At 70.6% G+C, this 22,278-nt stretch carries 18 protein-coding genes and 1 pseudogene; 10 read left to right on the plus strand and 9 right to left on the minus strand.

Going from position 1 to position 22,278, the window contains the following annotated elements:
- The first annotated feature begins 47 nt into the window (after positions 1-47).
- From CS062_RS14120 to CS062_RS14130, 3 genes are all read left to right on the plus strand, one after another.
- Positions 48-983, plus strand: coding sequence for a DMT family transporter (locus tag CS062_RS14120; protein ID WP_099862252.1), 936 nt, complete (start codon positions 48-50; stop codon positions 981-983).
- Positions 984-1,093: 110 nt separating this feature from the next.
- Positions 1,094-1,882, plus strand: a complete 789-nt coding sequence (locus CS062_RS14125; protein WP_099862253.1) for an SDR family oxidoreductase — start codon at positions 1,094-1,096, stop codon at positions 1,880-1,882.
- 116 nt (positions 1,883-1,998) lie between these two features.
- The gene (locus tag CS062_RS14130; RefSeq protein WP_099862254.1) at positions 1,999-2,211 is read left to right on the plus strand and encodes a hypothetical protein; all 213 of its coding nucleotides are present in this window, start codon (positions 1,999-2,001) and stop codon (positions 2,209-2,211) included.
- On the opposite strand, the gene CS062_RS14135 is transcribed toward CS062_RS14130, so the two are convergent.
- Complete coding sequence (locus CS062_RS14135) at positions 2,180-3,139, minus strand: DMT family transporter (protein WP_099862255.1); 960 nt, start codon at positions 3,137-3,139, stop codon at positions 2,180-2,182. The two genes, CS062_RS14130 and CS062_RS14135, sit on opposite strands and share 32 nt — an antisense overlap.
- Positions 3,140-3,234: 95 nt before the next feature.
- Here CS062_RS14135 and CS062_RS14140 point away from each other — a divergent pair, with 95 nt between their 5' ends.
- The gene (locus CS062_RS14140; protein WP_099862256.1) at positions 3,235-4,218 is read left to right on the plus strand and encodes a quinone oxidoreductase family protein; all 984 of its coding nucleotides are present in this window, start codon (positions 3,235-3,237) and stop codon (positions 4,216-4,218) included.
- Here the strand turns inward: CS062_RS14140 and CS062_RS14145 are convergent.
- Both CS062_RS14145 and lspA read right to left on the minus strand, forming a co-directional pair.
- Positions 4,198-5,973 carry an ATP-binding protein gene (locus CS062_RS14145; RefSeq protein ID WP_099862257.1) on the minus strand — a complete coding sequence of 592 codons (1,776 nt, stop codon included), beginning with the start codon at positions 5,971-5,973 and terminating at the stop codon, positions 4,198-4,200. The two genes, CS062_RS14140 and CS062_RS14145, sit on opposite strands and share 21 nt — an antisense overlap.
- Before the next feature lie 361 nt (positions 5,974-6,334).
- Entirely contained in the window at positions 6,335-6,832 is a 498-nt protein-coding gene (lspA, locus tag CS062_RS14150) for a signal peptidase II (protein WP_099862258.1), read from the minus strand.
- Between the two features lie 99 nt (positions 6,833-6,931).
- Between lspA and CS062_RS14155 the strand changes: the two genes are divergently transcribed.
- The 6 genes from CS062_RS14155 to CS062_RS14180 all read left to right on the plus strand — a co-directional run bounded on the left by CS062_RS14155 (position 6,932) and on the right by CS062_RS14180 (position 14,467).
- Positions 6,932-8,350: a cache domain-containing protein gene (locus CS062_RS14155; protein ID WP_099862259.1), complete on the plus strand. Its 1,419-nt coding sequence runs from the start codon at positions 6,932-6,934 to the stop codon at positions 8,348-8,350.
- Complete coding sequence (locus CS062_RS14160) at positions 8,347-9,015, plus strand: response regulator (protein ID WP_099862260.1); 669 nt, start codon at positions 8,347-8,349, stop codon at positions 9,013-9,015. The genes CS062_RS14155 and CS062_RS14160 overlap by 4 nt, the downstream gene beginning before the upstream one ends.
- A 204-nt stretch (positions 9,016-9,219) precedes the next feature.
- A complete protein-coding gene (locus CS062_RS14165) occupies positions 9,220-11,298 on the plus strand; it encodes a carbon starvation CstA family protein (protein WP_099862261.1) in 2,079 nt (692 codons plus the stop codon).
- A complete protein-coding gene (locus CS062_RS14170; RefSeq protein ID WP_099862262.1) occupies positions 11,291-11,530 on the plus strand; it encodes a YbdD/YjiX family protein in 240 nt (79 codons plus the stop codon). Before CS062_RS14165 ends, CS062_RS14170 begins: the two co-directional genes overlap by 8 nt.
- A gap of 218 nt (positions 11,531-11,748) precedes the next feature.
- Entirely contained in the window at positions 11,749-12,567 is an 819-nt protein-coding gene (locus CS062_RS14175; RefSeq protein ID WP_099862263.1) for a hydroxypyruvate isomerase family protein, read from the plus strand.
- Positions 12,568-12,685: 118 nt separating this feature from the next.
- Entirely contained in the window at positions 12,686-14,467 is a 1,782-nt protein-coding gene (locus CS062_RS14180) for a trypsin-like serine peptidase (protein ID WP_099862264.1), read from the plus strand.
- Positions 14,468-14,597: 130 nt separating this feature from the next.
- Here CS062_RS14180 and ileS read toward each other — a convergent pair whose 3' ends face one another.
- From ileS to CS062_RS14210, 6 genes and pseudogenes are all read right to left on the minus strand, one after another.
- On the minus strand, positions 14,598-17,456 hold the full coding sequence (ileS, locus tag CS062_RS14185; protein ID WP_099862265.1) for an isoleucine--tRNA ligase: 2,859 nt from the start codon (positions 17,454-17,456) through the stop codon (positions 14,598-14,600).
- A gap of 120 nt (positions 17,457-17,576) precedes the next feature.
- Entirely contained in the window at positions 17,577-18,632 is a 1,056-nt protein-coding gene (locus tag CS062_RS14190) for a bifunctional riboflavin kinase/FAD synthetase (RefSeq protein WP_099862266.1), read from the minus strand.
- Entirely contained in the window at positions 18,578-20,629 is a 2,052-nt protein-coding gene (locus CS062_RS14195) for an ATP-binding protein (protein WP_143742348.1), read from the minus strand. The genes CS062_RS14190 and CS062_RS14195 overlap by 55 nt, the downstream gene beginning before the upstream one ends.
- A gap of 237 nt (positions 20,630-20,866) precedes the next feature.
- Positions 20,867-21,679 (minus strand): pseudouridine synthase, encoded by an 813-nt coding sequence (locus CS062_RS14200; protein WP_099862268.1) that lies wholly within the window; start codon positions 21,677-21,679, stop codon positions 20,867-20,869.
- An 87-nt stretch (positions 21,680-21,766) separates the two neighbouring features.
- Complete coding sequence (locus CS062_RS14205; protein ID WP_099862269.1) at positions 21,767-22,108, minus strand: P1 family peptidase; 342 nt, start codon at positions 22,106-22,108, stop codon at positions 21,767-21,769.
- Positions 22,109-22,113: 5 nt separating this feature from the next.
- Positions 22,114-22,278, minus strand: a pseudogene (locus CS062_RS14210) (deoxyguanosinetriphosphate triphosphohydrolase); the annotation flags it as partial.

Genomic DNA, 22,278 nt, shown 5'->3' on the forward strand with positions numbered 1-22,278 from the left:
CCCCTTCGCGAAAGCGGCGCCGGTCGCGATTCCTAGAATCGCTCGCCATGAGCAGTCCTTCACCGGCGACCTCGATCGCCCGCCCCGATGCCCACGGCGCGCGCGTGCCGTTGCCGGGGCTGATGCTGGCCGTCGGCGGCGCGATCGGCTTCTCCGGCAAGGCCATCATCGTGAAGCTGGCCTACCGCCATGGCGTCGACGCGATCACGCTGCTGATGCTGCGCATGCTGCTGGCCTTGCCGCTGTTCCTCGCGCTCGCGTGGTGGGCCGGTCGGGGCAAACCCGCGCTGACCGGCCGCGAGAAGCTCGCCGTGCTGGGCCTCGGCTTCAGCGGCTACTACCTCGCGAGCTTCCTGGACTTCGCCGGCCTGGCCTACGTCACCGCCAGCTTCGAGCGCCTCATCCTCTACCTCAACCCGACCCTCGTGCTGCTGCTCTCGTGGGCGATGTTCGGTCGCCGCGTGACGCTGCGCCAGGCGGGCGCACTGGCCGTCAGCTACGCCGGCGTGCTGCTGGTCTTCGGGCACGAACTCCAGGTCGCCGGCGCCAACGTGTGGCTCGGCGGCGCGCTGGTCTTCGGCAGCGCGGTGTCCTACGCGCTCTACCTGGTCTACAGCGGGGAGTGGGTCCAGCGCCTGGGTGCCATGCGGCTTACCGGCCTGGCCACCTCGGTCGCCTGCGGCCTGTGCATCGCGCAGTTCCTGCTGACGCGGCCGGTGTCGGGCCTGGCGGAACTGGCGCCGGCGGTGTGGTGGCTGTCGGCGCTGAATGCGCTGGCCTGCACCTTCGCGCCGGTGCTGATGGTGATGATGGCCATCGAGCGCCTGGGGGCGGGTGTCGCGGCGCAGACCGGCATGGTGGGGCCCATGTCCACGATACTGATGGGCGTGCTCATCCTCGACGAGCCGCTCACCGGCTGGGTCGTCGCGGGCACGGTGCTGGTGCTGGGCGGCGTGTGGCTGCTGGCGCGCCAGCGCCGCTGAAGGGATGAGCGCTTCTCCCGCCAGCGGGAGAGGGCAGGGTGACGGTCGGCGGCGATGGCAGTGCGCAAGTCTGCCCGCGAGGACCGACGAATCAAGCAACGGAGATCGACATGGACTTGGGACTCTCGGGCAAGTGGGCCCTGGTGTGCGCGGCCTCGAAGGGCCTGGGCGCGGGCTGCGCCGAGGCGCTGGCCGCTGAAGGCGTGAACGTGGTGATCACCGCGCGCGGCGAGGAGGCGCTGCAGGCGCAGGCCGCGCGGCTGCGCGCGATCAACCCGGCCGTGCAGGTCCTGGCCGTCGCGGGCGACATCGCCACCGAGGCCGGCCGCGCCGCCGCGCTGGCCGCCGCGCCGCGCGTCGACATCCTCATCAACAATGCCGGGGGGCCGCCGCCTGGCGATTTCCGCGACTGGGAGCGCGAGCAGTGGCTCGCCGCGCTCGACGCCAACATGCTGACGCCGATCGCGCTGATCAAGGCGACGGTCGACCAGATGGCCGATCGCGGCTTCGGCCGCATCGTCAACATCACGTCCGGCGCGGTGAAGGCGCCGATCGACGTGCTGGGGTTGTCCAACGGCGCGCGCTCCGGCCTGACCGGCTTCGTCGCGGGCATCGCGCGCCAGCCGCGCATCGCCGGCCGCAACGTCACGATCAACAACCTGCTGCCCGGCGCCTTCGATACCGAACGCCTGCAGAAGACGATGGCCGCCGGGGCGCAGAAGTCCGGTCAGCCCGTGGACGACGTCCGCGCCAAGCGCATGAGCACCATCCCGGCGCAGCGCTTCGGCAGCGCCGCGGAATTCGGCGCGATCTGCGCGCTGATGTGCTCGGCCCACGCCGGCTACCTGACCGGGCAGAACATCCTGCTGGATGGCGGCGCCTATCCGGGCACCTTCTGAGGCGGCGGCGACTAGCCAGATATTGCTAGTCGTCGACCTCAATGAGTCGGTGGATGCTGCTTTGAAGACTTGAAGAGGGATCGAACTGATCGGGCCGGGCGCGAAGAATTCGCCCCATGGCCTCCGAACGGATCGAGATCGTCGAATGCATCGAGCGCGTGGAGCGCGTCGAGCGCATCCAGCGCGTGATGCGCGTGGCGCCCGGCACGGCGCGCGATCGGTCGCCGGCTGTCGCCGAGGTCATCGACATCGAGCCGCGCGTATCCGCCGGGCCCGGCGCCCCGCGCGGGCTGGTGCTCAACGGGGTGTGGGTGCCGCTGGCGCGGTGAGCTTGCCGGCCCCGCCGCGGCCCGAGGACACCACGATCCCCGCCGCGATCAGCGCGAAGGCCGCGCCGTGGAACCAGGCCGGCCATTCGCCCAGCAGCGCCGCCGACATCAGCGCCGCGAACACCGGCGTCAGGTTGCCGAAGAAGGCGGCCAGCGTCGGCCCCGCTTGCGCGACTCCCAGGCCCCAGCAGCGGTAGGCGATCAGCGACGGCCCCACCGCCACGTAGACCAGTGCCGCGACCATCGGCCAGCCCCACTGCACCGGCGGCACGCCGATGGCCTGCTCGGCGCCGGCCGAGGCCCAGCCGAAGACCAGGCCGAACAGCATCTGCGCCATCAGCAGCGCGGACCAGTCCCAATCGGGCCGGCGCTCGCGCTGCATGTGGGCGGGCGGTCGCGCCAGCAGCCAGCTGTAGAAGGCCCAGCTCAGCACGGCCAGCAGCATCAGCAGGTCGCCCCGCACGAACTGCACCTGCGCCAGGCGCTCCAGATGTCCGCGCGAGATCACCAGCGCCACGCCGGCCAGCGACAGCAGCGCGCCGGCGAGCTGACGTCGTGTCGGCCAGACGCGATAGAGCAGTGCGCCGACCGCCAGCATCCACACCGGCAGGCTGGCGGCGATCAGCGTCACGTTGAGCGCGGTGGAGCTGTGCAGCGCCTGGTACTGCAGCGCGTTGTAGCAGCCCATGCCCAGCAGCCCGGTCAGCGCGAAGTAGCCCCAGCGTGCTCGCAGCGGGGCCAGGTCTTGCAGCAGCGCCCGTGCCGGACGGGCGATCAGCAGCAGCAGTGCGAAGGCCAGCGTCCAGCGCATCGCGTTGAGCAGCAGCGGCGGCACCAGCGGGCCGACCGAGCGCCCGACCACGGCGTTGCCGGCCCACAGCAGCGGGGGCAGCGTCAGCATCAGGGCCAGGCGTGGGGTCAAGCTCATCGCGGCGGTGCGCGTCGGTCGGGAGGCTGGCACGATAGCCGCAATCGACGCGTCGGGCGACGCGCGAGCGACATCCCCCCATGAGGAGAACCCCGATGAGCGACAGAGCCGTGCGCATCTCGCAAGCTGGTGGACCGGAGGTCCTGACGATCGAGCCGGTCCAGGTCGGTGACCCCGGCCCGGGCGAGATCCGCATCCGCCATGCCGCCTGCGGCCTGAACTACATCGACATCTACCATCGCAGCGGCGTCTATCCGCTGCCCCTGCCGACCGGCCTGGGCATGGAGGGCGCCGGCATCGTCGAGGCGGTGGGCGAGGGCGTCACGCACCTGCGACCCGGCGATCGCGCCGCCTATGCGAGCCAGCCGATCGGCGCCTACGCGACCGCGCGCGTGATGCCGGCCCGGTGCGTCGTGAAGCTGCCGGACTTCCTCAGCTTCGAGCAGGGCGCCGCGATGATGCTCAAGGGCATGACGGTGCAGTACCTGCTGCGCCGCACGCTGCCGCAGGGCGGGCTGCAGCCGGGCGACCATGTGCTCTTCCACGCGGCGGCGGGCGGCGTCGGATTGATCGCCTGCCAATGGGCCAAGGCGCTGGGGCTGCGGCTGATCGCCACCGCCGGCAGCGACGCCAAGTGCCGGCTGGCGCTCGACCATGGCGCCGAGTTCGCGATCAACTACTCGACCGAGAACTTCGCCGAGCGGGTCAAGGAGATCACCGGCGGCCGGGGCGTGAAGGTCGTCTACGACTCGGTCGGTGCCTCGACCTGGGAAGGCTCGCTGGCCAGCCTGCGGCCGTTCGGGCTGATGGTGAGCTTCGGCAATGCGTCGGGCGTGGTCCCGCCGGTGGCGCTGGGCGCGCTGTCGGCCAAGGGCCTGTACCTGACGCGGCCCTCGCTGTTCGTGCACCTCGATTCGCTCGAGACCACGCAGGCGATCGCTGGCGACCTGTTCGCCGCCGTCGAGCGCGGCGCGGTGCGCATCGAGGTCGAGCAGCGCTATCCGTTCGATGAGGTCCAGCGCGCCCATCGCGAGCTGGAGGCTCGCACGACGACCGGCTCAGGCGTGCTGCTGGTTTGAACCGGAGGGGGCGATCGGGCCGTCGAGGTCGGCGGCCACCGTCTCCGCGTCCAGCAGCGCCTCGTTGGCGCTGTGCTCGTCCCGAGCGTCCGTCCGCGTTTCCACCCGTGTCTCCCGGCGCGCCTGCGGCGCCCCGGCGTCGCTGACCACGCGACGCGGCGGCGGCAGTTCGTCGAGTTCCGCCGGCACGGTGTCCGCGCCGAAGTCGGTGGCGGCCTCGTCGTCCAGCGCTCCGGCGGTCGTCTCGTGCACGTCGACGTCCACCGTCTCGGTGCGCAGCACCTCATCCAGCACGAGCGGCTGCGAGACCTTGACCTCGAAGCTGAAGCAGGAGCCAGCACCGGGCTGGCTTTCCACCTGCACCTCGCCGCCCATCAGCTCGACCAGGCGCTTGACGATGGTCAGGCCCAGGCCGGTGCCCCCGTAGCGGCGGGTGATGCTGCCGTCGGCCTGGGTGAACGGGCTGAAGATCTGCGCGATCTGCTCGCGCGTCATGCCGATGCCGGTGTCGTGCACCGCGATGCGCAGCCGCAGCGGGCCGGCGTGGAGCGGCTCGTCGGCATCGATGCGCTGGATGTCGACACGCACCTCGCCCTTCTCGGTGAACTTGAGCGCGTTGCCGACGAGGTTCACCAGGATCTGGCGCAGCCGCAGCGCATCGCCCAGCAGGTGCTGAGGCACGCCGGGCTGCACCCGCGCATGCAGTTGCAGGCCCTTCTCGTGCGCCTGCAGCAGCAGCGGATGCAGCGCCTCGCGCAGGCAGTCGTGCAGGCTGAACGGCGCCTGGTCGATGATCACCCGGCCGGCCTCGATCTTCGCGATGTCCAGCAGGTCGTTGATGATGACCATCAGGCCCTTGGCCGAGCTGTGGGCCAGCTCGATGAACTTGCGCTGGCGCTCGTTGAGCTCGGTCTGCAGCACCAGTTCGGTCAGGCCCAGCACGCCGTTCATCGGCGTGCGGATCTCGTGGCTCATGTTGGCCAGGAAGGAACTCTTGGCCTGGCTGGCCGCCTCGGCGGCTTCGCGCGCGGCCTCGAGCTGCGCCTGGGTCGCCTTGAAGTCGCCGATGTCGCGGGCGTTGAGTTGCAGCACCACCTCGCCGCTGACGGGGTCGCGCATCGGTCGGGCGTCGACCGCATGCCAGCGGCGGCCATTGGCGGTGTTGATCTCCAGCTCGGCGCCGAAGGTCTGGCCGCCGCGCACCTGGGCGACGATGCGGCGCGCCAGGTCGGGCTCGGGGAAGATGGCGCTGAAGTCGGTCGCGCCGATGGTCTTGCGCAGCCCGTTGAAGCACATCGCCGCGGCCGGGTTGCGCATCAGCACGCTGCCGTCGCGCAGCGAGAACACGGCGATGCGCACCGAGGTGTGCTGCAGCGCCTCGACGCCGCGCAGCAGGCTCTTGTCGACGCCGCTGACCAGCGAATCGGCCGCGAACAGCATCACCTGACGCTTGTCGGGGGTGCGGATGCCGCGGGAGACCAGCATCACCGTGGTGGGCTGGCCCTTGGGATAGAGCGTCCACTGCTCGCGCACCAGCTTGCCCTGGGTGTGGTCGGCGGCGGTCACGGCCAGCCGCTCGGCCACCGAGGGGCTCATGTCGCTGAGGTCGCGGGAGAGGAACTCCTCGGCGCTGTCCGCCCGCCAGAAGGCCAGCGCCGCGGCATTGGCCCACAGGTTGCGCTGACGCTCCTGGTCGTAGACCCACATGGGCACATCGAGCCAGTCATAGTGGGTCAGGCAGGAGAAGTCGAGCATGGGGGCGAGGCCCTGTTCTGGTTACGTTTGGTCGCAGCGGATTGTCGCCGCCGGCCGTGTCCTGTCCATGGTCGCGATGTCCACTTCGTCACGTCCCCCGCGCGGCCGTGCGCGGCCCCGCGCCCGTGCGTGAAGAGCGCCCGCCGCCACGCGTGCGCGGCCCGGCCGCGTCGCGCCGGCGGACGCGCGCGCACTGCCGTCGCGCTCGCCGGATGGCGGGCCGATGTCGCCCGGTGGAGTCCCTCCGAGCCGCGCATGCGTGGCGCGGCCCTCGATGGGTACTAGGCTACGCAGGCGGTCGCCGCAGCGCCAGCCTCGTTTCTCCGGAGGAACCCTCGGATGCAGGGGCGCGGCGTGCGGATCAGCCGCGCTTGACGCGGCGCAGCTCGTCCCAGATCAGCAGGACGGCGCCGACGGTGATGGCGCTGTCGGCGATGTTGAACGACGGGTAGTACCAGCCGGCCCAGTGCAGCTGGATGAAGTCGACGACATAGCCGTGCAGCAGCCGGTCGACGATGTTGCCCACTGCGCCGCCGAGGATCAGGCTCAGGGCCCAGGCGAACTGGGTCTGGTGGCCGTGCCGGCGCAGCATCCAGATGATGAAGATCGTGGCGGCCACGCCCAGGCCGACGAAGAACCAGCGCTGCCAGCCCGAGGCGCCCGCCAGGAAGCTGAAGGCCGCGCCGGTGTTGTGGACGCGCACCAGGTTGAAGAAGGGCAGGACGTAGTGGCTGTCCCCGTACTGGAAGCTGTGCAGGATCAGGACCTTGGTGAACTGATCGGCCACGATCACCAGCAGGGCGATGGCCAGCCACTGGATCAGGCGGTTGTTCGACGAGGACGGGGACTTGGTGGCCATGGCTGCTGCGGGTAGGGAAGGCGCGGGCGCGAAACCCGCAACTGTAGCGTCCGCCACGGGCGCACCGTGCGGCTACAGTGCGGGCCCGAAGAGGACCCGATGAGACTCCGCCTGAAGATCCTGCTGCTGGCGCTGCTGCCGCTGGTCGCCTCGCTGCTGCTGATCGCGGTGGCGGTGCGCCAGCAGGAGCGGGAACTGCTCGAGCGCGAGCATGCGGCCGTGCAGCGCGCCTACATGGACGCACGCCGGGACGAACTGCGCCATTACGTCGAGCTGGCCGTGAGCACGCTGCAGCCGCTGTACGAGCGCTCGCCCGCGCTGGCCGCCCGGACCAGCGACGCGGACGTCGAGCGCGACAAGCGCGAGGCGCTGCGGCTGCTGTCCGCGCTGGACTACGGCGAGGACGGCTATTTCTTCGTCTACGACCTGCAGGGCCGGGTGCTGATGCATTCGCGGCAGCCGGAACTGGTCGGGCGCGATCTCTGGGGCCTGCGCGACGCGCAGGGGCGGCCGACCATCCAGCAACTGATCGCGCAGGCCAAGGCCGGCGGCGGCTATGTCGACTACGAATGGCGCAAGCCGTCCACCGGCGAGCGCGCGCCCAAGCTCGGCTATGTCGTGGCGATGCAGCGCTGGAACTGGATGCTGGGCACCGGGCTCTACCTGGACGGCATCCGCGCGACGCTGGAACAGCTCGACCGCGAGGCGCAGGCCAACATCGCGCGCACGATGTGGGGCATCGCGGCGATCGCGCTGTTCGGCGTCGTGCTGATCAGCGCCTGCGCGCTGGCGCTCAACCTCAGCGAACACCGCCAGTCCGAGGCCAAGCTGCGCGCGCTGGCGCACGAGGTGGTGCGCTCGCAGGAGGAGGAGCGGGCCCACCTCTCGCGCGAGTTGCATGACGGCGTCAGCCAGACGCTGGTGTCGACCAAGCTGCTGATCGAATCGGCGCAGCAGGCGGACTCGACCGCGCTGCTGCCACGCGCGCTGGAGCGGCTGAATGCCAGCCTGACCGAGGTCCGCGGCCTGTCGCACCGGCTGCGGCCGGCGCTGCTCGACACGCTCGGCCTGCCGGCCGCGCTCGAGCACCTGGCGCGCGAATTCGACGAGGGCGGCGCGGTGCCGGTCTCGATGCGCGTGGCCGGGGCGCCCCGCGAACTGCCGGAGCTGCTCAACACGGTGCTGTTCCGTGTCGCGCAGGAGGCGCTGACGAACGTGGCCAAGCACGCGGGCGCGGCGCGGGTCGAGATGGCGCTCGAGTTCGCGCCCGACGATCCACGCGGCGAGCCCGGCGGTGTCCTGCTGCGGGTGCTCGACGACGGTGCCGGCTTCGATCCCGAGGCGGCCGAGCGCGCCGATCCGCGGCTGGGCATCGGCTTGCGCAACATGCGCGAGCGGATGGCCTCGGTCGGCGGTGCGCTGGAGCTGCAGACCAGTCCGGGACACGGCACCCAGATCGAGGCGCTGGTGAGCGCCGCGGCGATCCGGCGGCTGGCGCGCGACAATCCCGCCCCATGAGTCCCGAGCGCCCCTCCGCCCCCGGCACCTCCACGCCGGTGCGCCTCCTGCTGGTCGACGACCATCCGCTGGTGCGCGAGGGCGTGCGCTCGCGCCTGCAGGGCGAGCCTCGCTACCTGGTCGTCGGCGAGGCCGGCAATGCGGAGGAGGCGATGATGATGCTGATCGCCACGCAGCCGGAGGTCGTGCTGCTGGACGTCGGCCTGAAGGGGCACAACGGCATCCAGCTGGCGCAGACGATGCTGGAGCGTGCGCCCGAGTTGCGCGTGCTGATGTACAGCATGTACGACAACCCCGAGTACGTGCAGCGCGCGCTGCAGGCCGGCGCCCGCGGCTACGTGCTCAAGGACGCGCCGGCCGGCGAGATCGTCGCCGCCATCGACGCGGTCGCGGCCGGCGGCACCTTCCTCAGCCCGGGCGTGTCCAAGCGGATGTTTCGCAGCCAGCAGCCGCGGCCCATCCTGTCGCCGCGCGAGAGCGAGATCCTCTCCGCGCTCGGCCGCGGCGAATCGAGCAAGCAGATCGCCAAGGCGCTCGACCTGTCCGTGAGGACCGTCGAGACGCATCGCCAGAACATCAAGCGCAAGCTCGAGCTGGAAGGCCAGGCCGAGCTGATCCGCTACGCGGTGGAGCACGCCCGCGGCCCGCACCGCGACGAGGTCTGACCGCCTGAACAGGCCGGGCGCGCCTCGCCCCACGGGGCGGCCTCCGCGCCGCTGAGGGTTTCCACTTAAGCGGTCCTACGCCGGTGGGCTAGTCCGGTCGACGGATGTGGGGAATCGCACGGGAATGGAAACTGCCGCGGCAAACAAAGCCCGCGTGCCCAGGCCCCATTCGTCCATCGGTGCGCGCCAGATAAGGAGACATCGATGTCGAACTTGAGTCGCCACCTCGCCTGGGCGGGCGTGGCCATCCTCGGGGCGTTCGCCCTGGCCACCGTGGCGCTCGCCAACGGAGAAGCGGTGAGCGCCCTGTGGGTCGTCGTCGCCGCGATCTGCGTGTACCTCATCGGCTACCGCTACTACAGCCTTTTCCTGGCGACCAAGGTGCTGGGCCTGGACCCCACCCGCCAGACGCCGGCCTGGAAGCACAACGACGGCCTGGACTTCGTCCCGACCCACAAGTACGTCCTGTACGGCCACCACTTCGCCGCCATCGCCGGCGCCGGTCCGCTGGTCGGTCCGGTGCTCGCGGCGCAGATGGGCTACCTGCCGGGCCTGCTCTGGATCCTGGCCGGCGTGATCTTCGCCGGCGCGGTGCAGGACTTCATCGTGCTGTTCATCTCCACCCGCCGCGACGGCCGCTCGCTGGGCGACCTCGTCAAGCAGGAGATGGGCACGGTGCCCGGCGTGATCGCGCTGTTCGGCGCGTTCATGATCATGATCATCATCCTGGCGGTGCTGGCGCTGATCGTGGTGAAGGCACTGGCGCACTCGCCCTGGGGCACCTTCACCGTCGCGGCGACGATCCCGGTCGCGCTGTTCATGGGCGTGTACCTGCGCTTCATCCGTCCGGGTCGCATCGGCGAGGTGTCCATCATCGGCTTCGTGCTGCTGATGCTGGCGATCGTCGGCGGCCAGTGGGTGCATGAGAGCCCGACCTGGGCGCCGATGTTCACCTACGACGGCAAGGTGCTGACGTGGATGCTGATCGGCTACGGCTTCGTGGCCGCCTGCATCCCGGTGTGGCTGCTGCTGGCGCCGCGCGACTACCTGTCCACCTTCCTGAAGATCGGCACGATCATCGCGCTGGCGATCGGCATCGTGGTCGTCGCTCCGCCGATGCAGATGCCGTCGTTCACCCAGTTCGCGGCCGGCAACGGCCCGGTGTGGTCCGGCAACCTGTTCCCCTTCCTGTTCATCACGATCGCCTGCGGCGCGGTCTCGGGCTTCCATGCGCTGATCAGCTCGGGCACCACGCCCAAGATGCTGGACAACGAGGTCAACGCGCGCTTCATCGGCTACGGCGGCATGCTGGCCGAGTCCTTCGTCGCGGTGATGGCGCTGGTGGCGGCCTCGTGCATCGAGCCGGGCGTCTACTTCGCGATGAACAGCCCGGCCGCGCTGGTCGGCAGCACGCCGGAGACGGTGGCGGCGACGCTGTCCACCTGGGGCTTCGTGATCACGCCGGACATGCTGGTGCAGACCGCCAAGGATGTCGGCGAGAACACCATCCTGGCGCGCGCCGGCGGCGCCCCGACCCTGGCGGTGGGCATGGCGCACATCCTGCACCAGGTGGTGGGCGGCAAGGCGATGATGGCCTTCTGGTACCACTTCGCCATCCTGTTCGAGGCGCTGTTCATCCTGACCGCCGTCGACGCGGGCACCCGTGCCGGCCGCTTCATGCTGCAGGACCTGCTGGGCACCTTCGTGCCGGCGCTCAAGCGCACCGAGTCGCTGCCGGCCAACCTGATCGCGACCGGCCTGTGCGTGGCGGCCTGGGGCTACTTCCTGTACCAGGGCGTGGTCGATCCGCTGGGTGGCATCAACACCTTGTGGCCGCTGTTCGGCATCGCCAACCAGATGCTGGCCGCCGTAGCGCTGCTGCTGGGCACGGTGGTGCTGTTCAAGATGAAGAAGGACCGCTACGCCTGGACCACGATCGTGCCGGCGGCCTGGCTGCTGGTGTGCACGATGACGGCGGGCTGGCAGAAGATCTTCAGCGCCGACCCGAAGGTGGGCTTCCTGGCGCATGCCTCAAAGTACGCCGACTCGCTGGCGGCTGGCAAGGTGCTGGCGCCGGCCAAGAGCCTGGAGGCGATGGAGCGGGTGATCTTCAATGACCGCCTGGATGCGGCGCTGTGCGGGCTGTTCATGTTCGTCGTGATCAGCGTGCTGGTGTACAGCGTGAAGGCGGTGCTGAAGGCGCGCGCCGAGCGCAAGCCCACGGTGCACGAGACCCCGTTCGAGCGCATGCCCGAGGGCGTGACGGCGGGCGGCCATGCTTAAGCAGGTGGCCGCGGAGGCAGCGCAGGCGGCGCTGTCTGCTGCGTCGGACCTGCTGCAGGCGGGCCGCTACATGGCCCGTGGTGTGCGCCAGCAACTGATTGGCGCGGACTACGGCGCGTATCTGGCGCACATGGCCCGCACGCATCCGGACGACGAGCCCCTGAGCTACGAGGCCTTCTTCCTCGAGCGCCAGGAGGCTCGCTACAACGCCCGCACCGGTCGCTGCTGCTGACCCGCCCACCACCTGAACGAACGGCCCTGCGGGGCCGTTCCTCGTGGAGGGGGCGCAAGACTGCCCGAGGCCGGCGGCGGAGCCCGCTTCCAGGACTGACCAGGCGCGTTCTGTCCGAGCGTCGCGAACCGCAGGTGAGCAAAGCGAGTTGAGCGCCAAAAGCGGGCTCCGCCGCCGGCCTCGGGCAGTCTTGCGCGGGCTCGGTGACACTACGCCGCATGCTTCGATTCGCTGCCAACCTCGGTTTCCTGTACCAGGACGCCCCTTTCCTGGATCGTTTCCAGTCTGCTGCCCGCGACGGCTTTGCTGCCGTGGAGTGTCTCTTCCCGTACGACGTGCCCGCTGCCGAGTTGCGTGCGCGCGCTGACGAGGCGGGTGTGAAGGTGGTGCTGATCAATGCTCCGCCGGGCGACTGGTCGGCGGGCGAGCGTGGCCTGGCCTCGCTGGCGGGGCGTGACGACGAGTTCCGCGATTCGATCGAACGAGGCCTGGATTACGCCTGCCATGTGGGTTCGCCGCGGCTGCACGTCCTGGCGGGTGTGTTGCCGGCGGGGGCATCGCGCGATGCCGCGATCGCGCGTTACGAGGCGGCTCTGTGCTGGGCGGCGGAGCAGGGGGCTCGCGCGGGCGTGACGCTGATGATCGAGCCGATCAACCCGTACGACATGCCCGGCTACCTGCTGCAGCGCCAGGAGGAGGCGCATGCGATCGTCGAGCGCATCGGTTCGGCGCATTTGAGGGTCCAGATGGACCTGTATCACTGTGCGCGTGTCGAGGGGGATGTCGTTGCCCAGGTGAGGCGCTGGCTGCCGACCGGCCGTGTCGCGCATTGCCAGATCGCTGGCGTGCCGGGCCGGCATGAGCCGGACGAGGGATCGCTGGACTGGCGCAGCGTGCTGGGGGCGATCGACGAGATCTCGGCGGCCACGGGCTGGGAGGGCTGGATCGGCTGCGAGTACCGGCCGCGTCGGGGCGATGTCGCGTGTGGAACTTCTGACGGTTTGGTCTGGATGCGAGGGTTGACTAGCAAAGATTGACTGCCACCCCCATTCAACGAGGTCAGTGTCCGGGTCGCTACCACCGCCACTAGCGATCCCGCTTTAGAGGGTCCCTCAACACGATCGCTGCCTGTCTCCAAGAGCACAGGCAGCGACGATGAAATACCGGATCAAACGCGTGGCGATCGCGATCGCCACGGCCGTGGCGGCCACCAGCGCCCTCGCCATCGGCATCAATGAACAGCGGTTCGAGGCCCTCGGTGGTCGGCTTGACGAACCGCTGTCTTCCATGCACCTGGTCCAGGCCAGGCTGGAGCCCGAGAGCCTTCGGCCCCGGTTCCGCAACGTCGGTCAACTGGGCTTCCCCGGCACTGACCGCAATTGCACCGCCACCTGGCTGGGCGACGACGAGCAGCATGCCTACGTCATGACCGCCGCGCATTGCGTGGCCAGCGATTTCCGAAGCGCTCCCTGGGCCCGGTCGCTGGGCCCGGTGACGCTGAGCAGCCGTCTCCTGTCGAAGCATGAAGGGCGGGGCCTGGCCTTCATCCCGATGCCGCGACCGCCGCAGGACGGCGGCGCGGCCGAGCAGGATGCCAGCGAGAGCGACAGCGATCTGGCGATCCTGCGGCTGCCGCGCCGGACGGCCCGCCCGCTGGTGTCGGAAGCGCCACCGCTGCTCGACGACCTCGACGACGACTCGACCGCCAGCGCCCGTCCCGAAGGCGCGCCCACCGAGTTCGTCGGCTATGGCGCCTGGCATGTCGGCACCCGGTCGATCGACCGCGCAGGGCGCCTCTGGGCGCGATCGCCCGGCCGTGCGACCGGCCGCGCGCGGCAGCGGTTCACCGTCGACTATCAACCGACCGGCCAGACCGATCGCTGGTTCTCGCTGACCTCCGGCGACAGCGGCGGCGCCTTCTGGCAGGCTCGCTGGGGCTACTGGCATGTCGTCGCCACGGCGAGCGCCCGCGACAAGCGCTGGCGCGGCTCGGAGGGCCCGCGCACCGCGGCGCTCGTCCAATGGGTGAAGGGCGTGTTTCCCGGCGCGCGGACCCTCGGTGATCGCCTCAGCGTCCTGGCGGGCGTCCCGTTCGTCTCCCGCGATCACGCGGAAGACGTCTCGAGCGGCTCGGTGGTCTATCTCGTGCCGGCGCAGGCCGGCGGCACCGGACCTGCCGAGCCCACCGCCTCCGGCGCTTCGGGCTACAGCGTCATCCAGGCGGTCGTCGAGGACGAGCTGACGCGGCACCGGGTCGAGATCCGTCTGCGCGGCCAGCGCGAGACCGGTTGCGGCTGGGCCTCGCGGATGGAGGACGACACCACGTGCGGCGAGCGGCGGAGCGCCCGACTGACGGTGTCCTTCCATGCGGAGGACAACCCCGGCCTGATGCGGGGGAGCTATGTCGGCCAGATCGAGATCGAGGCGGTCGGCACGCGCGACGGGCGTTATCGCGAACGCTTCCCGCTGCGGCTGCGGATCGGGCATCTGGTCGCGGGCACCGTCACGGCGGCCCGTGGGTATGAGACGCCGGACCTCGCGGCGCTCCTGGCCCCGCAGGACGGCTCGCCGGTGCGTGTCGCGCTGGCGGTGCAGCCGCGCGCGCGCGGCGACGGCGCGGTCACCGGCGGCGTGTCCTCCTTCAGCCGTGTCGTCGCGACGGTGAGGGATGTGCTGGAGAGTCGGGATCGGACCGTCGTCCTGCGCGCGTTCCGGCGGCCGGCGGGTTCCACGGCCTGCGCGCCGATGCCGTTGGCGGCGACGGTCGATTGCGAAGGGCGCCGGCTGCCGGGCGTGAGCCTGCAGTTCGTCGAGGGCGACAACCCCGGCCTGCCCGCGGGCCTCTATCGCGGGCGGGTGTTCCTCGAGGCGCGCGGCGGACCCGGCGGCGCACGTCGGGAGCTGATCGGCGTGGACTTGAACATCGACACGTTCTGATCCCGCGCCGGTCCTGCGCCGATCCTGCAAGATCACGCGAGATCACCCGCGCCGCTCGCACCCTCACACGTCCATGAGAAAGGCCGCCGGCCCGGAGGGCGCGGCGGCCTTGTCGTCGATGCGCCGGGGCTCAGGCCACCATGCGGGTCTCGCCGTCGCCGTAGAGGTTGCTCTCGCAGCGGCCGCAGATCGTCGGATGCTCGGGATTGATGCCGACGTCCGCGCGGTAGTGCCAGCAGCGCTCGCACTTCTGGTGCGTCGACGGCGTCACCGAGATGCTCAGTTCATCGGCCAGCACCGCGTTCGCGGCCGAGGTGATCAGCACGAACTTCAGGTCGTCGCCCAGGCTGCTCAGCAGCGCCAGGTCCTCGCCGTTCACGCCCAGCGCGATTTCCGCCTGCAACGACGAGCCGATCGCGCCGGTCGTGCGCACCGCCTCGATCGCCTTGTTCACCGCATCCCGGATCTCGTGGATGCGGTTCCACTTGTCGATCAGGCCGTCGTCGTGCGCGACGCCGAAGGACCAGAAGGTCTCGGTGAAGATCGTGTCGCCGGCCTGCTTGCCGGCGAAGACCTTCCAGGCCTCCTCGGCGGTGAAGCTCAGGAACGGCGCCATCCAGCGCAGCATCGCGTGGGTGATGTGCCACAGCGCGGTCTGGGCCGAGCGCCGCGCGGCCGACTTCGGCGCGCTCGTGTACAGGCGGTCCTTCAGCACGTCCAGGTAGAAGGCGCCCAGGTCTTCCGAGCAGTACACCTGCAGCTTGGCCACGACCGGGTGGAACTCGTAGCGCTGGTAATGCGCCAGGATCTCCTCCTGGAACTGCGCGGCGCGCGCCAGCGCATAGCGGTCGGCCTCGAGCAGCTGGTCCATCGGCACCGCGTCCCGGGTCGGGTCGAAGTCCGAGGTGTTGGCCAGCAGGAAGCGCAGCGTATTTCGGATGCGGCGGTAGCCGTCGACGACGCGATCCAGGATCTTCTTGTCGCCGGCGATGTCGCCCGAGTAATCCGACGCCGCCACCCACAGCCGGATGATCTCCGCGCCCAGCGACTTGCTGGTCTCCTGCGGATCGACGCCGTTGCCCAGCGACTTGCTCATCTTGCGGCCCTGGCTGTCCACGGTGAAGCCATGGGTCAGCAGGCCCTTGTAGGGCGCGCGACCGTTGAGCGCGCAGGAGATCAGCAGCGACGAGTGGAACCAGCCGCGGTGCTGGTCATGGCCTTCCAGATACAGGTCGGCCTCGGGGCCGGTGTCGTGCGCCGCGCCGGCATGGGAGCCCTTGAGCACATGCTGGAAGGTCGAGCCGGAATCGAACCACACGTCCAGGATGTCCTGGCCCTTCGAGTACTGCTCGGCTTCTGCGCCCAGCCACTCGGCCGGATCCAGCTTGGACCAGGCCTCGATGCCGCCGGCTTCGACCAGCTGAGCGGCACGCTCGATGAACTCGAGCGTCTTCGGATGCGGCTGGCCGCTGTCCTTGTGCAGGAAGATCGGCAGCGGCACGCCCCAGCTGCGCTGGCGCGAGATGCACCAGTCGGGCCGGCCGGCGATCATGTCGTGCAGGCGGGAGCGGCCGTTCTCCGGATAGAAGCTGGTCTGCTCGATCGCGTCCAGCGCCAGCTGGCGCAGCGTCTTCTCGGCCTTGTCGACGGTGAACACGCCGTCGCCCTCATCCATGCGCACGAACCACTGCGCCGCGGCGCGATAGATCACCGGGCTCTTGTGGCGCCAGCAGTGCGGATAGCTGTGGCTGATCTTGCTCTGCGCCATCAGGCGTCCGGCATCGGCGAGCGCCTGCGCGATCACCGGGTTGGCCTTCCAGATGTGCTGGCCGCCGAACAGCGGCAGCTCGGCTTCATAGACGCCGTTGCCCTGCACCGGGTTCTTGATGTCCTTGAACGCCATCCCGTGCGCCATGCACGAGTTGAAGTCGTCCACGCCGTAGGCCGGCGCCGAGTGGACCACGCCGGTGCCGTCGTCGGCGGTGGCGTAGTCGGCCAGGTACACGGGGCTCTCGCGGTCGAAACCCGGATGCACATGCGCCAGCGGATGCTTGAACTTCAGCAGCTCCAGGTTGCGACCGGCGGCGGTCGCAACGACGCGTCCCTCGATCCCCCAGCGGGCCAGGCACTTCTCGACCAGCGCCTCGGCGACGACGAAGTAGCCGCGCTCGGTGTCGACCAGCGCATACGGCAGCTCCGGATTCAGGTTGAGCGCCTGGTTGGCCGGGATGGTCCACGGGGTCGTGGTCCAGATGACGGTGAAGGCGTCCTTGTCCAGCTTGGGCAGGCCGAAGGCGGCGGCCAGCTTATCGGGCTCGGCGCTCAGGAAGGCGACGTCGACGGCGGGGGACTGCTTGTCGGCGTACTCGATCTCGAACTCGGCCAGCGACGAGCCGCAGTCGAAGCACCAGTACACCGGCTTCAGGCCGCGGTAGACGAAGCCGCGCTCGAACAGGCGCTTGAGGACGCGGATCTCGCCGGCCTCGTTCTTGAAGTCCATCGTGCGATAGGGGCGGTCCCAGTCGCCCAGCACGCCCAGGCGCTTGAAGTCGGCGCGCTGCTGGTCGATCTGCTCGCCGGCGTAGGCGCGGCTCCTGGCCTGCACCTCGTCGCGCGGCAGGCCGCGGCCGAAGGTCTTCTCGATCTGGTTCTCGATCGGCAGGCCGTGGCAGTCCCAGCCCGGGATGTAGGCGGCGTCGAAGCCCTCGAGCTGGCGCGCCTTGACGATCATGTCCTTGAGGATCTTGTTGACCGCGTGGCCCATGTGGATCTGGCCGTTGGCGTAGGGCGGGCCGTCGTGCAGCACGAACTTGGGCTTGCCCTGGCGCGCCACGCGCAGGCGCTGATAGATGCCCTGGTCTTCCCATTCCTTGACCCAGCCCGGCTCGCGCTTGGGCAGGTCGCCGCGCATCGGGAACGCGGTGTCGGGCAGGTTGAGCGTCGAGCGGTAATCAGGCTTGGACGTGTCGGGCTTGGACGTGTCGGTCATGGCAGCGGCAATCGAAGAGGGCGGCCCCAGGCATCGTGGGGCAGCGAGGAACGAGGAGGAGGGCGCGGGGGCGTGGGACGCCGCGCGCCGGCTGAACGCGGGGGGAGGGCGGTCAGCCCGTCAAATTCGGTCGCGGGTGGTCTGGCGGCGGACGGCGGCATGGGGGCCCGCCTGTTGCGCGAAGAACTCGCGCGCCTGACGGACGTCCTCATGGATCGCGGCCGTCAACGAATCAAGCCCGTCGAAACGGGCTTCATCGCGCAGTTTTTGGAGGAGTTCCACGCGCACGAGTTTACCGTAGGCCTCCGCGGCCCCCAGGCGGGCGGCCAGTTTCGCCGGCCAGTCCAGCGCGTGGACTTCCAGCAGCACCCGCCCGGCATCCTCCACCGTGGGGCGCACGCCCAGCGAGGCGACGCCGTCCAGCGTCATGCCCTCGTCGCCGTCGATGCCATGCACCCGCACCGCGAAGATGCCGTGCGCGGCCGGCTTGTCGTGGTCGAAGCGCAGGTTCAGCGTGCGGAAGCCGTCGCCGCGGCCCGGCGCGGTCTCGGCCAGTTGGCGACCCAGCTTCTGGCCATGGATCACATGGCCGGAGATCGCATACGGCCGGCCCAGCAGCCGCGCCGCGCCGTCCATGTCGCCGGCGGCCAGCGCCTCGCGCACGGCCGAGCTCGACACCCGCAGACCGTGCACCTCGTAGCTCATCATCCGGGCGACGTCGAAGCCCAGTCGCTGCCCCGCGGCGTCCAGGGTCGCGTAGTCGCCCTGGCGCTTGGCGCCGAAGCGGAAATCGTCGCCGACGAGCACGTACTTCGCGCCCAGGCCGTTGATCAGCACCTGCTGGATGAAGTCCTGCGCCGGCAGCGAGGCCAGCGCCTCGTCGAAGCGCAGCACCACCACCTGGTCCACGCCGCAGCGCTCGAGTTCCTGCAGCTTGTCGCGCAGCGTGGCGATGCGCGCCGGCGCCAGTTCGGGCTTGCCGAGTTTCCTGGCGAAGAAGTCGCGTGGATGCGGCTCGAAGGTCAGCACGCAAGTCGGCAGGCCGCGGTGGCGGGCCTCGGACAGCAGCAGCGCCAGCATGGCCTGATGGCCGCGGTGGACACCGTCGAAGTTGCCGATCGTCAGCGCGCTGTGCGCCGCGACGCCGGGATGGTGGAAGCCTCGGAAGACGTGCATGGGGCGGGATTATCTGCCGCCGGGGGCGTCGGGGCCGCCGGGCCGCACAGATGCTGGGTGACGACAGCCAGCAGCTCCTCCATCTCGAACGGCTTGACCAGGTAGCCGTCCATGCCGCTGGCCAGGCAGCGTGCCCGGTCGTCGTCGACGGCGCTGGCGGTCAGCGCGACCACCGGCGTACGGGGCAGCAGCCGACGCGCTTCCTCCTGGCGCCAGGCGACGGTGGCCGCGTAGCCGTCGAGCTCCGGCATCTGGCAGTCCATCAGCACGAGGTCGAAGCGCTGCGCGCGCAACTGCTCGAGCGCCTCGCGGCCGTGTTCCGCCGGCACCACCCGCAGGCCGCAGCGCTCCAGCATGGTCGTGGCGACCAGCAGGTTGACCGGGCTGTCGTCGACCAGCAGCACGCGGCCGTCCAGTGCCGGCAACGGGGTTGCGGTCGCGGTGGCCGATGTGCTCGACGGGTCCGATGAGGTCGAGGTCGAGGTCGAGGTCGAGGTCGAGGTGGAGGCGGAGGTGGAGGCGGAGGCGGAGGCGGAGGCGGAGGCGGAGGTGGAGGTGGAGGCGGAGGTGGAGGTGGAGTGGGGGGCGGCGCTCGAGGGCGGCGCCGGCATCTCGACGGCGCAGGCCAGCAGCGGCAGGGTGAACTCGAACACCGAGCCCTGGCCCGGCGCCGACGCGCAGCGCAGGTCGCCGCCCATCGCGCGGGCCAGTTCGCGCGAGATCGTCAACCCGAGTCCCGCGCCATCCCGGCGCGCGCGCGGGTCGTCGGCGCGGCCGGCCTGCTCGAACGGGGCGAAGATGCGCTCGAGCTGGTCCGCCGGGATGCCGTCGCCGGTGTCCTTGACGGCGAAGCGCAGCAGCGTGCCCGCGCGCATGTCCAGCACCGACGAGACCTCGACCTCGACGCTGCCGTGATCGGTGAACTTGATCGCGTTGCCGACCAGGTTGTGCAGCACCTGCTGGATGCGCGAGGCATCGCCCATCGCACGGGCCGGCAGCTGTGGCGCGATGGTCATCGAGAAGTCCAGGCCCTTGGCGCGCGCCGTCTCACCCAGCAGGCGGCCGACGTCCCCGGCCACCTCGCGCAGGTCGAAGGGGCGGGCCTCGACGACCAGCTTGCCCGACTCGATGCGCGCCAGGTCCAGGATGTCGTTCACCAGCGTCAGCAGGTGGCGGCCGGAACGGCGCACGATCTCCACCTGCTCGCGCTGCTGCGGGCTGAGCTCGCCGCGCTCCAGCAACTGGGTCATGCCGATGATGCCGTTCAGCGGCGTGCGGATCTCATGGCTCATCACCGCGACGAAGCGGCTCTTGCTGCTGCTGGTTTCCTCCGCCGCATCCAGCGCGAGGCGGCGCTGCTCGGCCAGCCGGGCCTGCTCGAAGCGCAGCCGCAGCAGTTCCAGCGTGCGCGCCTCGATGCGGCGCGACTCGAGCACCGTCAGCAACCAGAACATCGTCAGACCGCCGGCGCTGAGCCAACCGGTCGTGCCGCCCTGCAGCGCCAGGCGGATCGCCAGCGGCGCGATCACCAGCGAGGCGAACAGCGCCTGCCCGCGCGCCCAGTGGCCCAGCGACACCATGGTGAAGGCGACCAGGCCGACCAGGGTGGTCATGACCGCGCCGTCGATCTCGGGCAGGTTGGGGGTGGCGAAGAGGGCGCCGATCACGCCCCAGGCCAGGCCGTCCAGGCCCAGGCCGACGAGGTAGCGCTGCTCCCGGCGCGACGAGGCGCGCTCCGCCAGCGGGAGGCGCAGGAAGCGCCGCGCTTCCAGGGCACGCCAGGCCGAGATGCCCCAGCGCGCCGCGAGCCAGCCCAGCAGGTCCACGGCCGGCAGGTGCGACCACAGCAGCGCCACCGGCAGCAGGCTGAACAGCCCGCCGACGCAGGCCGGCATCGCCACGCGCGCCTGCAGGCTGGTCAGGCGTTCCGCCCGCACCTGCATCGCCACGCTGGCGGCGCCAGGATCCCCGAGATGTTCGATTTCAGACACTCCCATACGACCCGGCCGTCGAGGATTCCGGCCGTCCGCCCTTCAGATCGGTGGCGCCGCTTCGCAGGCGGCGTCCAGGTGGCGCGTTTCTACCGAAGGTCGTGGCCGCTCGGGCTCGGGGACTTCCCGGGGACCGTCCGGCCTTCGCGCGAGGGCGCGGCGTCGACGGGCGCCTGACGCCCATCCGGTGCGGTCCAACAAGACCCGGTGCGGTCCGCCACGATCCGGCGGCCACGGGGCGGTTCAGGCGGGCGTGCCGCCCGATCGGGCGGACGAGCTGTCCGGCGTCGAAGTCGGATCGCTCATCGCCAGGTCGCGCTGACGATCGTCGAGCCAGATCCAGCCGCCGCAAGGCAACTCGGCCGGCAGCTCCAGCGCGCCGATGCGCTGGCGATGCAGTGCCAGCACCCGGTTGCCGACCGCCGCGACCATGCGCTTGGCCTGGTGGTAGCGGCCCTCGGTGAGCGCCATCTGCAGGCGGCCGTCGGGCAGCCGCTCGGCCGACACGGCCCGCACCGGCTCTTCGGCCAGCTTGGGATTGCGCTCCTCCAGCAGCACGCCCTCGACCAGGCGGCGCAGTTGCAGCTCGTCCAGCTCGGCCTTGCAAGTGGCCTGGTACAGCTTGGGCACGTGGTACTTGGGGCTGGTCAGCTTGTGCTGCAGCGGGCCGTCGTCGGTCAGCAGCAGCAGGCCGGTGGTGTCCTCGTCGAGCCGGCCCACCGGCTGGATGTCGCGGTTACGCAGCGGCTCGGGCAGCAGCGAGAACACGCTCGGATGGTGGCTGGGCTTGCGCGAGCATTCATAGCCCGCCGGCTTGTGCAGCAGGATCAGCGCCTTCTCGTGATACGGCCAGACCTGGCCTTCGACCTCGAAGACCAGGCCGGTGGTGTCGAAGGTCTGCCGCGGGTCCTCGACCACCTCGCCGGCAACCGACACCAGCCCGTGCTCGACCAGCGCCGCGCAGTGGCGGCGAGTGCCGAAGCCTTGGCTGAAGAGGATCTGCGCGATGGCGACCGGCTTGGCGGCCTTGGCGGGGGAGGGGGAAGTCGAACTCATGGGGCGGGATTGTCGCCGCGGCGGCGGGACGGCCGCCGCCGATCCGGCCGACTCGCCGCGTCGGTCGGGTCCGGCGGGGCGGATCGGTCAGGTCGAGCGCACCGCGTCCACCACCGCCCGGGCCACCACCTCGGCCGCCACCGCGCCGAGCAGCGTCATGTCGCCGTCGACCTGCGCCGTGCCGGTCGCGAGCGCGAACAGCACGTCCCCGTCCATCACCGTGTGCACCGGCTGGATCGCGCGGGCCAGGCCGTCATGGGCGATCTGGGCGAGCTTGGTCGCCTGGGGTTTGGTCAGGCGCGCGTCGGTGGCGATGAGGCCGATCGTCGTCGCGCTGCCCGACAGCGCGCGGCCGGGGCGCTCGCCATCGAGCAGCGCCCGCACCGTCGAGCGCGACCAGGGGCCGTCCGCCGGCAAGCCGGTCTTCATGCATTGCTACGCGGTGCCGATGCCACGGCCGGCCGGCGCTGAACGACCTCGTCGGCGAGGTTGCACAGTTGCGCCTCCAGGCTCGGCTGGCCGCCGTCGAGGAAGCGCGCCGCCACGCCACCGGGCTCGCGCTCTTCGATCCGCTCCGCGTCGCGCCGGCTGCAATGCTT

Origin of the sequence: Roseateles chitinivorans (assembly GCF_002761755.1) — a bacterium.
Lineage (GTDB): Bacteria > Pseudomonadota > Gammaproteobacteria > Burkholderiales > Burkholderiaceae_C > Roseateles > Roseateles chitinivorans.

What these genes read in the sequence shown, in the direction of transcription:
- CS062_RS14175 (WP_099862263.1), top strand. Translation starts at nt 11,749, where the DNA reads ATGCTTCGATTCGCTGCCAACCTCGGTTTCCTGTACCAGGACGCCCCT.
- CS062_RS14130 (WP_099862254.1), top strand. Translation starts at nt 1,999, where the DNA reads ATGGCCTCCGAACGGATCGAGATCGTCGAATGCATCGAGCGCGTGGAG.
- CS062_RS14170 (WP_099862262.1), top strand. Translation starts at nt 11,291, where the DNA reads ATGCTTAAGCAGGTGGCCGCGGAGGCAGCGCAGGCGGCGCTGTCTGCT.
- CS062_RS14200 (WP_099862268.1), bottom strand. Translation starts at nt 21,679, where the DNA reads ATGAGTTCGACTTCCCCCTCCCCCGCCAAGGCCGCCAAGCCGGTCGCC.
- ileS (WP_099862265.1), bottom strand. Translation starts at nt 17,456, where the DNA reads ATGACCGACACGTCCAAGCCCGACACGTCCAAGCCTGATTACCGCTCG.
- CS062_RS14165 (WP_099862261.1), top strand. Translation starts at nt 9,220, where the DNA reads ATGTCGAACTTGAGTCGCCACCTCGCCTGGGCGGGCGTGGCCATCCTC.
- CS062_RS14160 (WP_099862260.1), top strand. Translation starts at nt 8,347, where the DNA reads ATGAGTCCCGAGCGCCCCTCCGCCCCCGGCACCTCCACGCCGGTGCGC.
- CS062_RS14135 (WP_099862255.1), bottom strand. Translation starts at nt 3,139, where the DNA reads ATGAGCTTGACCCCACGCCTGGCCCTGATGCTGACGCTGCCCCCGCTG.
- CS062_RS14140 (WP_099862256.1), top strand. Translation starts at nt 3,235, where the DNA reads ATGAGCGACAGAGCCGTGCGCATCTCGCAAGCTGGTGGACCGGAGGTC.
- lspA (WP_099862258.1), bottom strand. Translation starts at nt 6,832, where the DNA reads ATGGCCACCAAGTCCCCGTCCTCGTCGAACAACCGCCTGATCCAGTGG.
- CS062_RS14190 (WP_099862266.1), bottom strand. Translation starts at nt 18,632, where the DNA reads ATGCACGTCTTCCGAGGCTTCCACCATCCCGGCGTCGCGGCGCACAGC.
- CS062_RS14155 (WP_099862259.1), top strand. Translation starts at nt 6,932, where the DNA reads ATGAGACTCCGCCTGAAGATCCTGCTGCTGGCGCTGCTGCCGCTGGTC.
- CS062_RS14120 (WP_099862252.1), top strand. Translation starts at nt 48, where the DNA reads ATGAGCAGTCCTTCACCGGCGACCTCGATCGCCCGCCCCGATGCCCAC.
- CS062_RS14195 (WP_143742348.1), bottom strand. Translation starts at nt 20,629, where the DNA reads ATGGGAGTGTCTGAAATCGAACATCTCGGGGATCCTGGCGCCGCCAGC.
- CS062_RS14180 (WP_099862264.1), top strand. Translation starts at nt 12,686, where the DNA reads ATGAAATACCGGATCAAACGCGTGGCGATCGCGATCGCCACGGCCGTG.
- CS062_RS14205 (WP_099862269.1), bottom strand. Translation starts at nt 22,108, where the DNA reads ATGAAGACCGGCTTGCCGGCGGACGGCCCCTGGTCGCGCTCGACGGTG.
- CS062_RS14145 (WP_099862257.1), bottom strand. Translation starts at nt 5,973, where the DNA reads ATGCTCGACTTCTCCTGCCTGACCCACTATGACTGGCTCGATGTGCCC.
- CS062_RS14125 (WP_099862253.1), top strand. Translation starts at nt 1,094, where the DNA reads ATGGACTTGGGACTCTCGGGCAAGTGGGCCCTGGTGTGCGCGGCCTCG.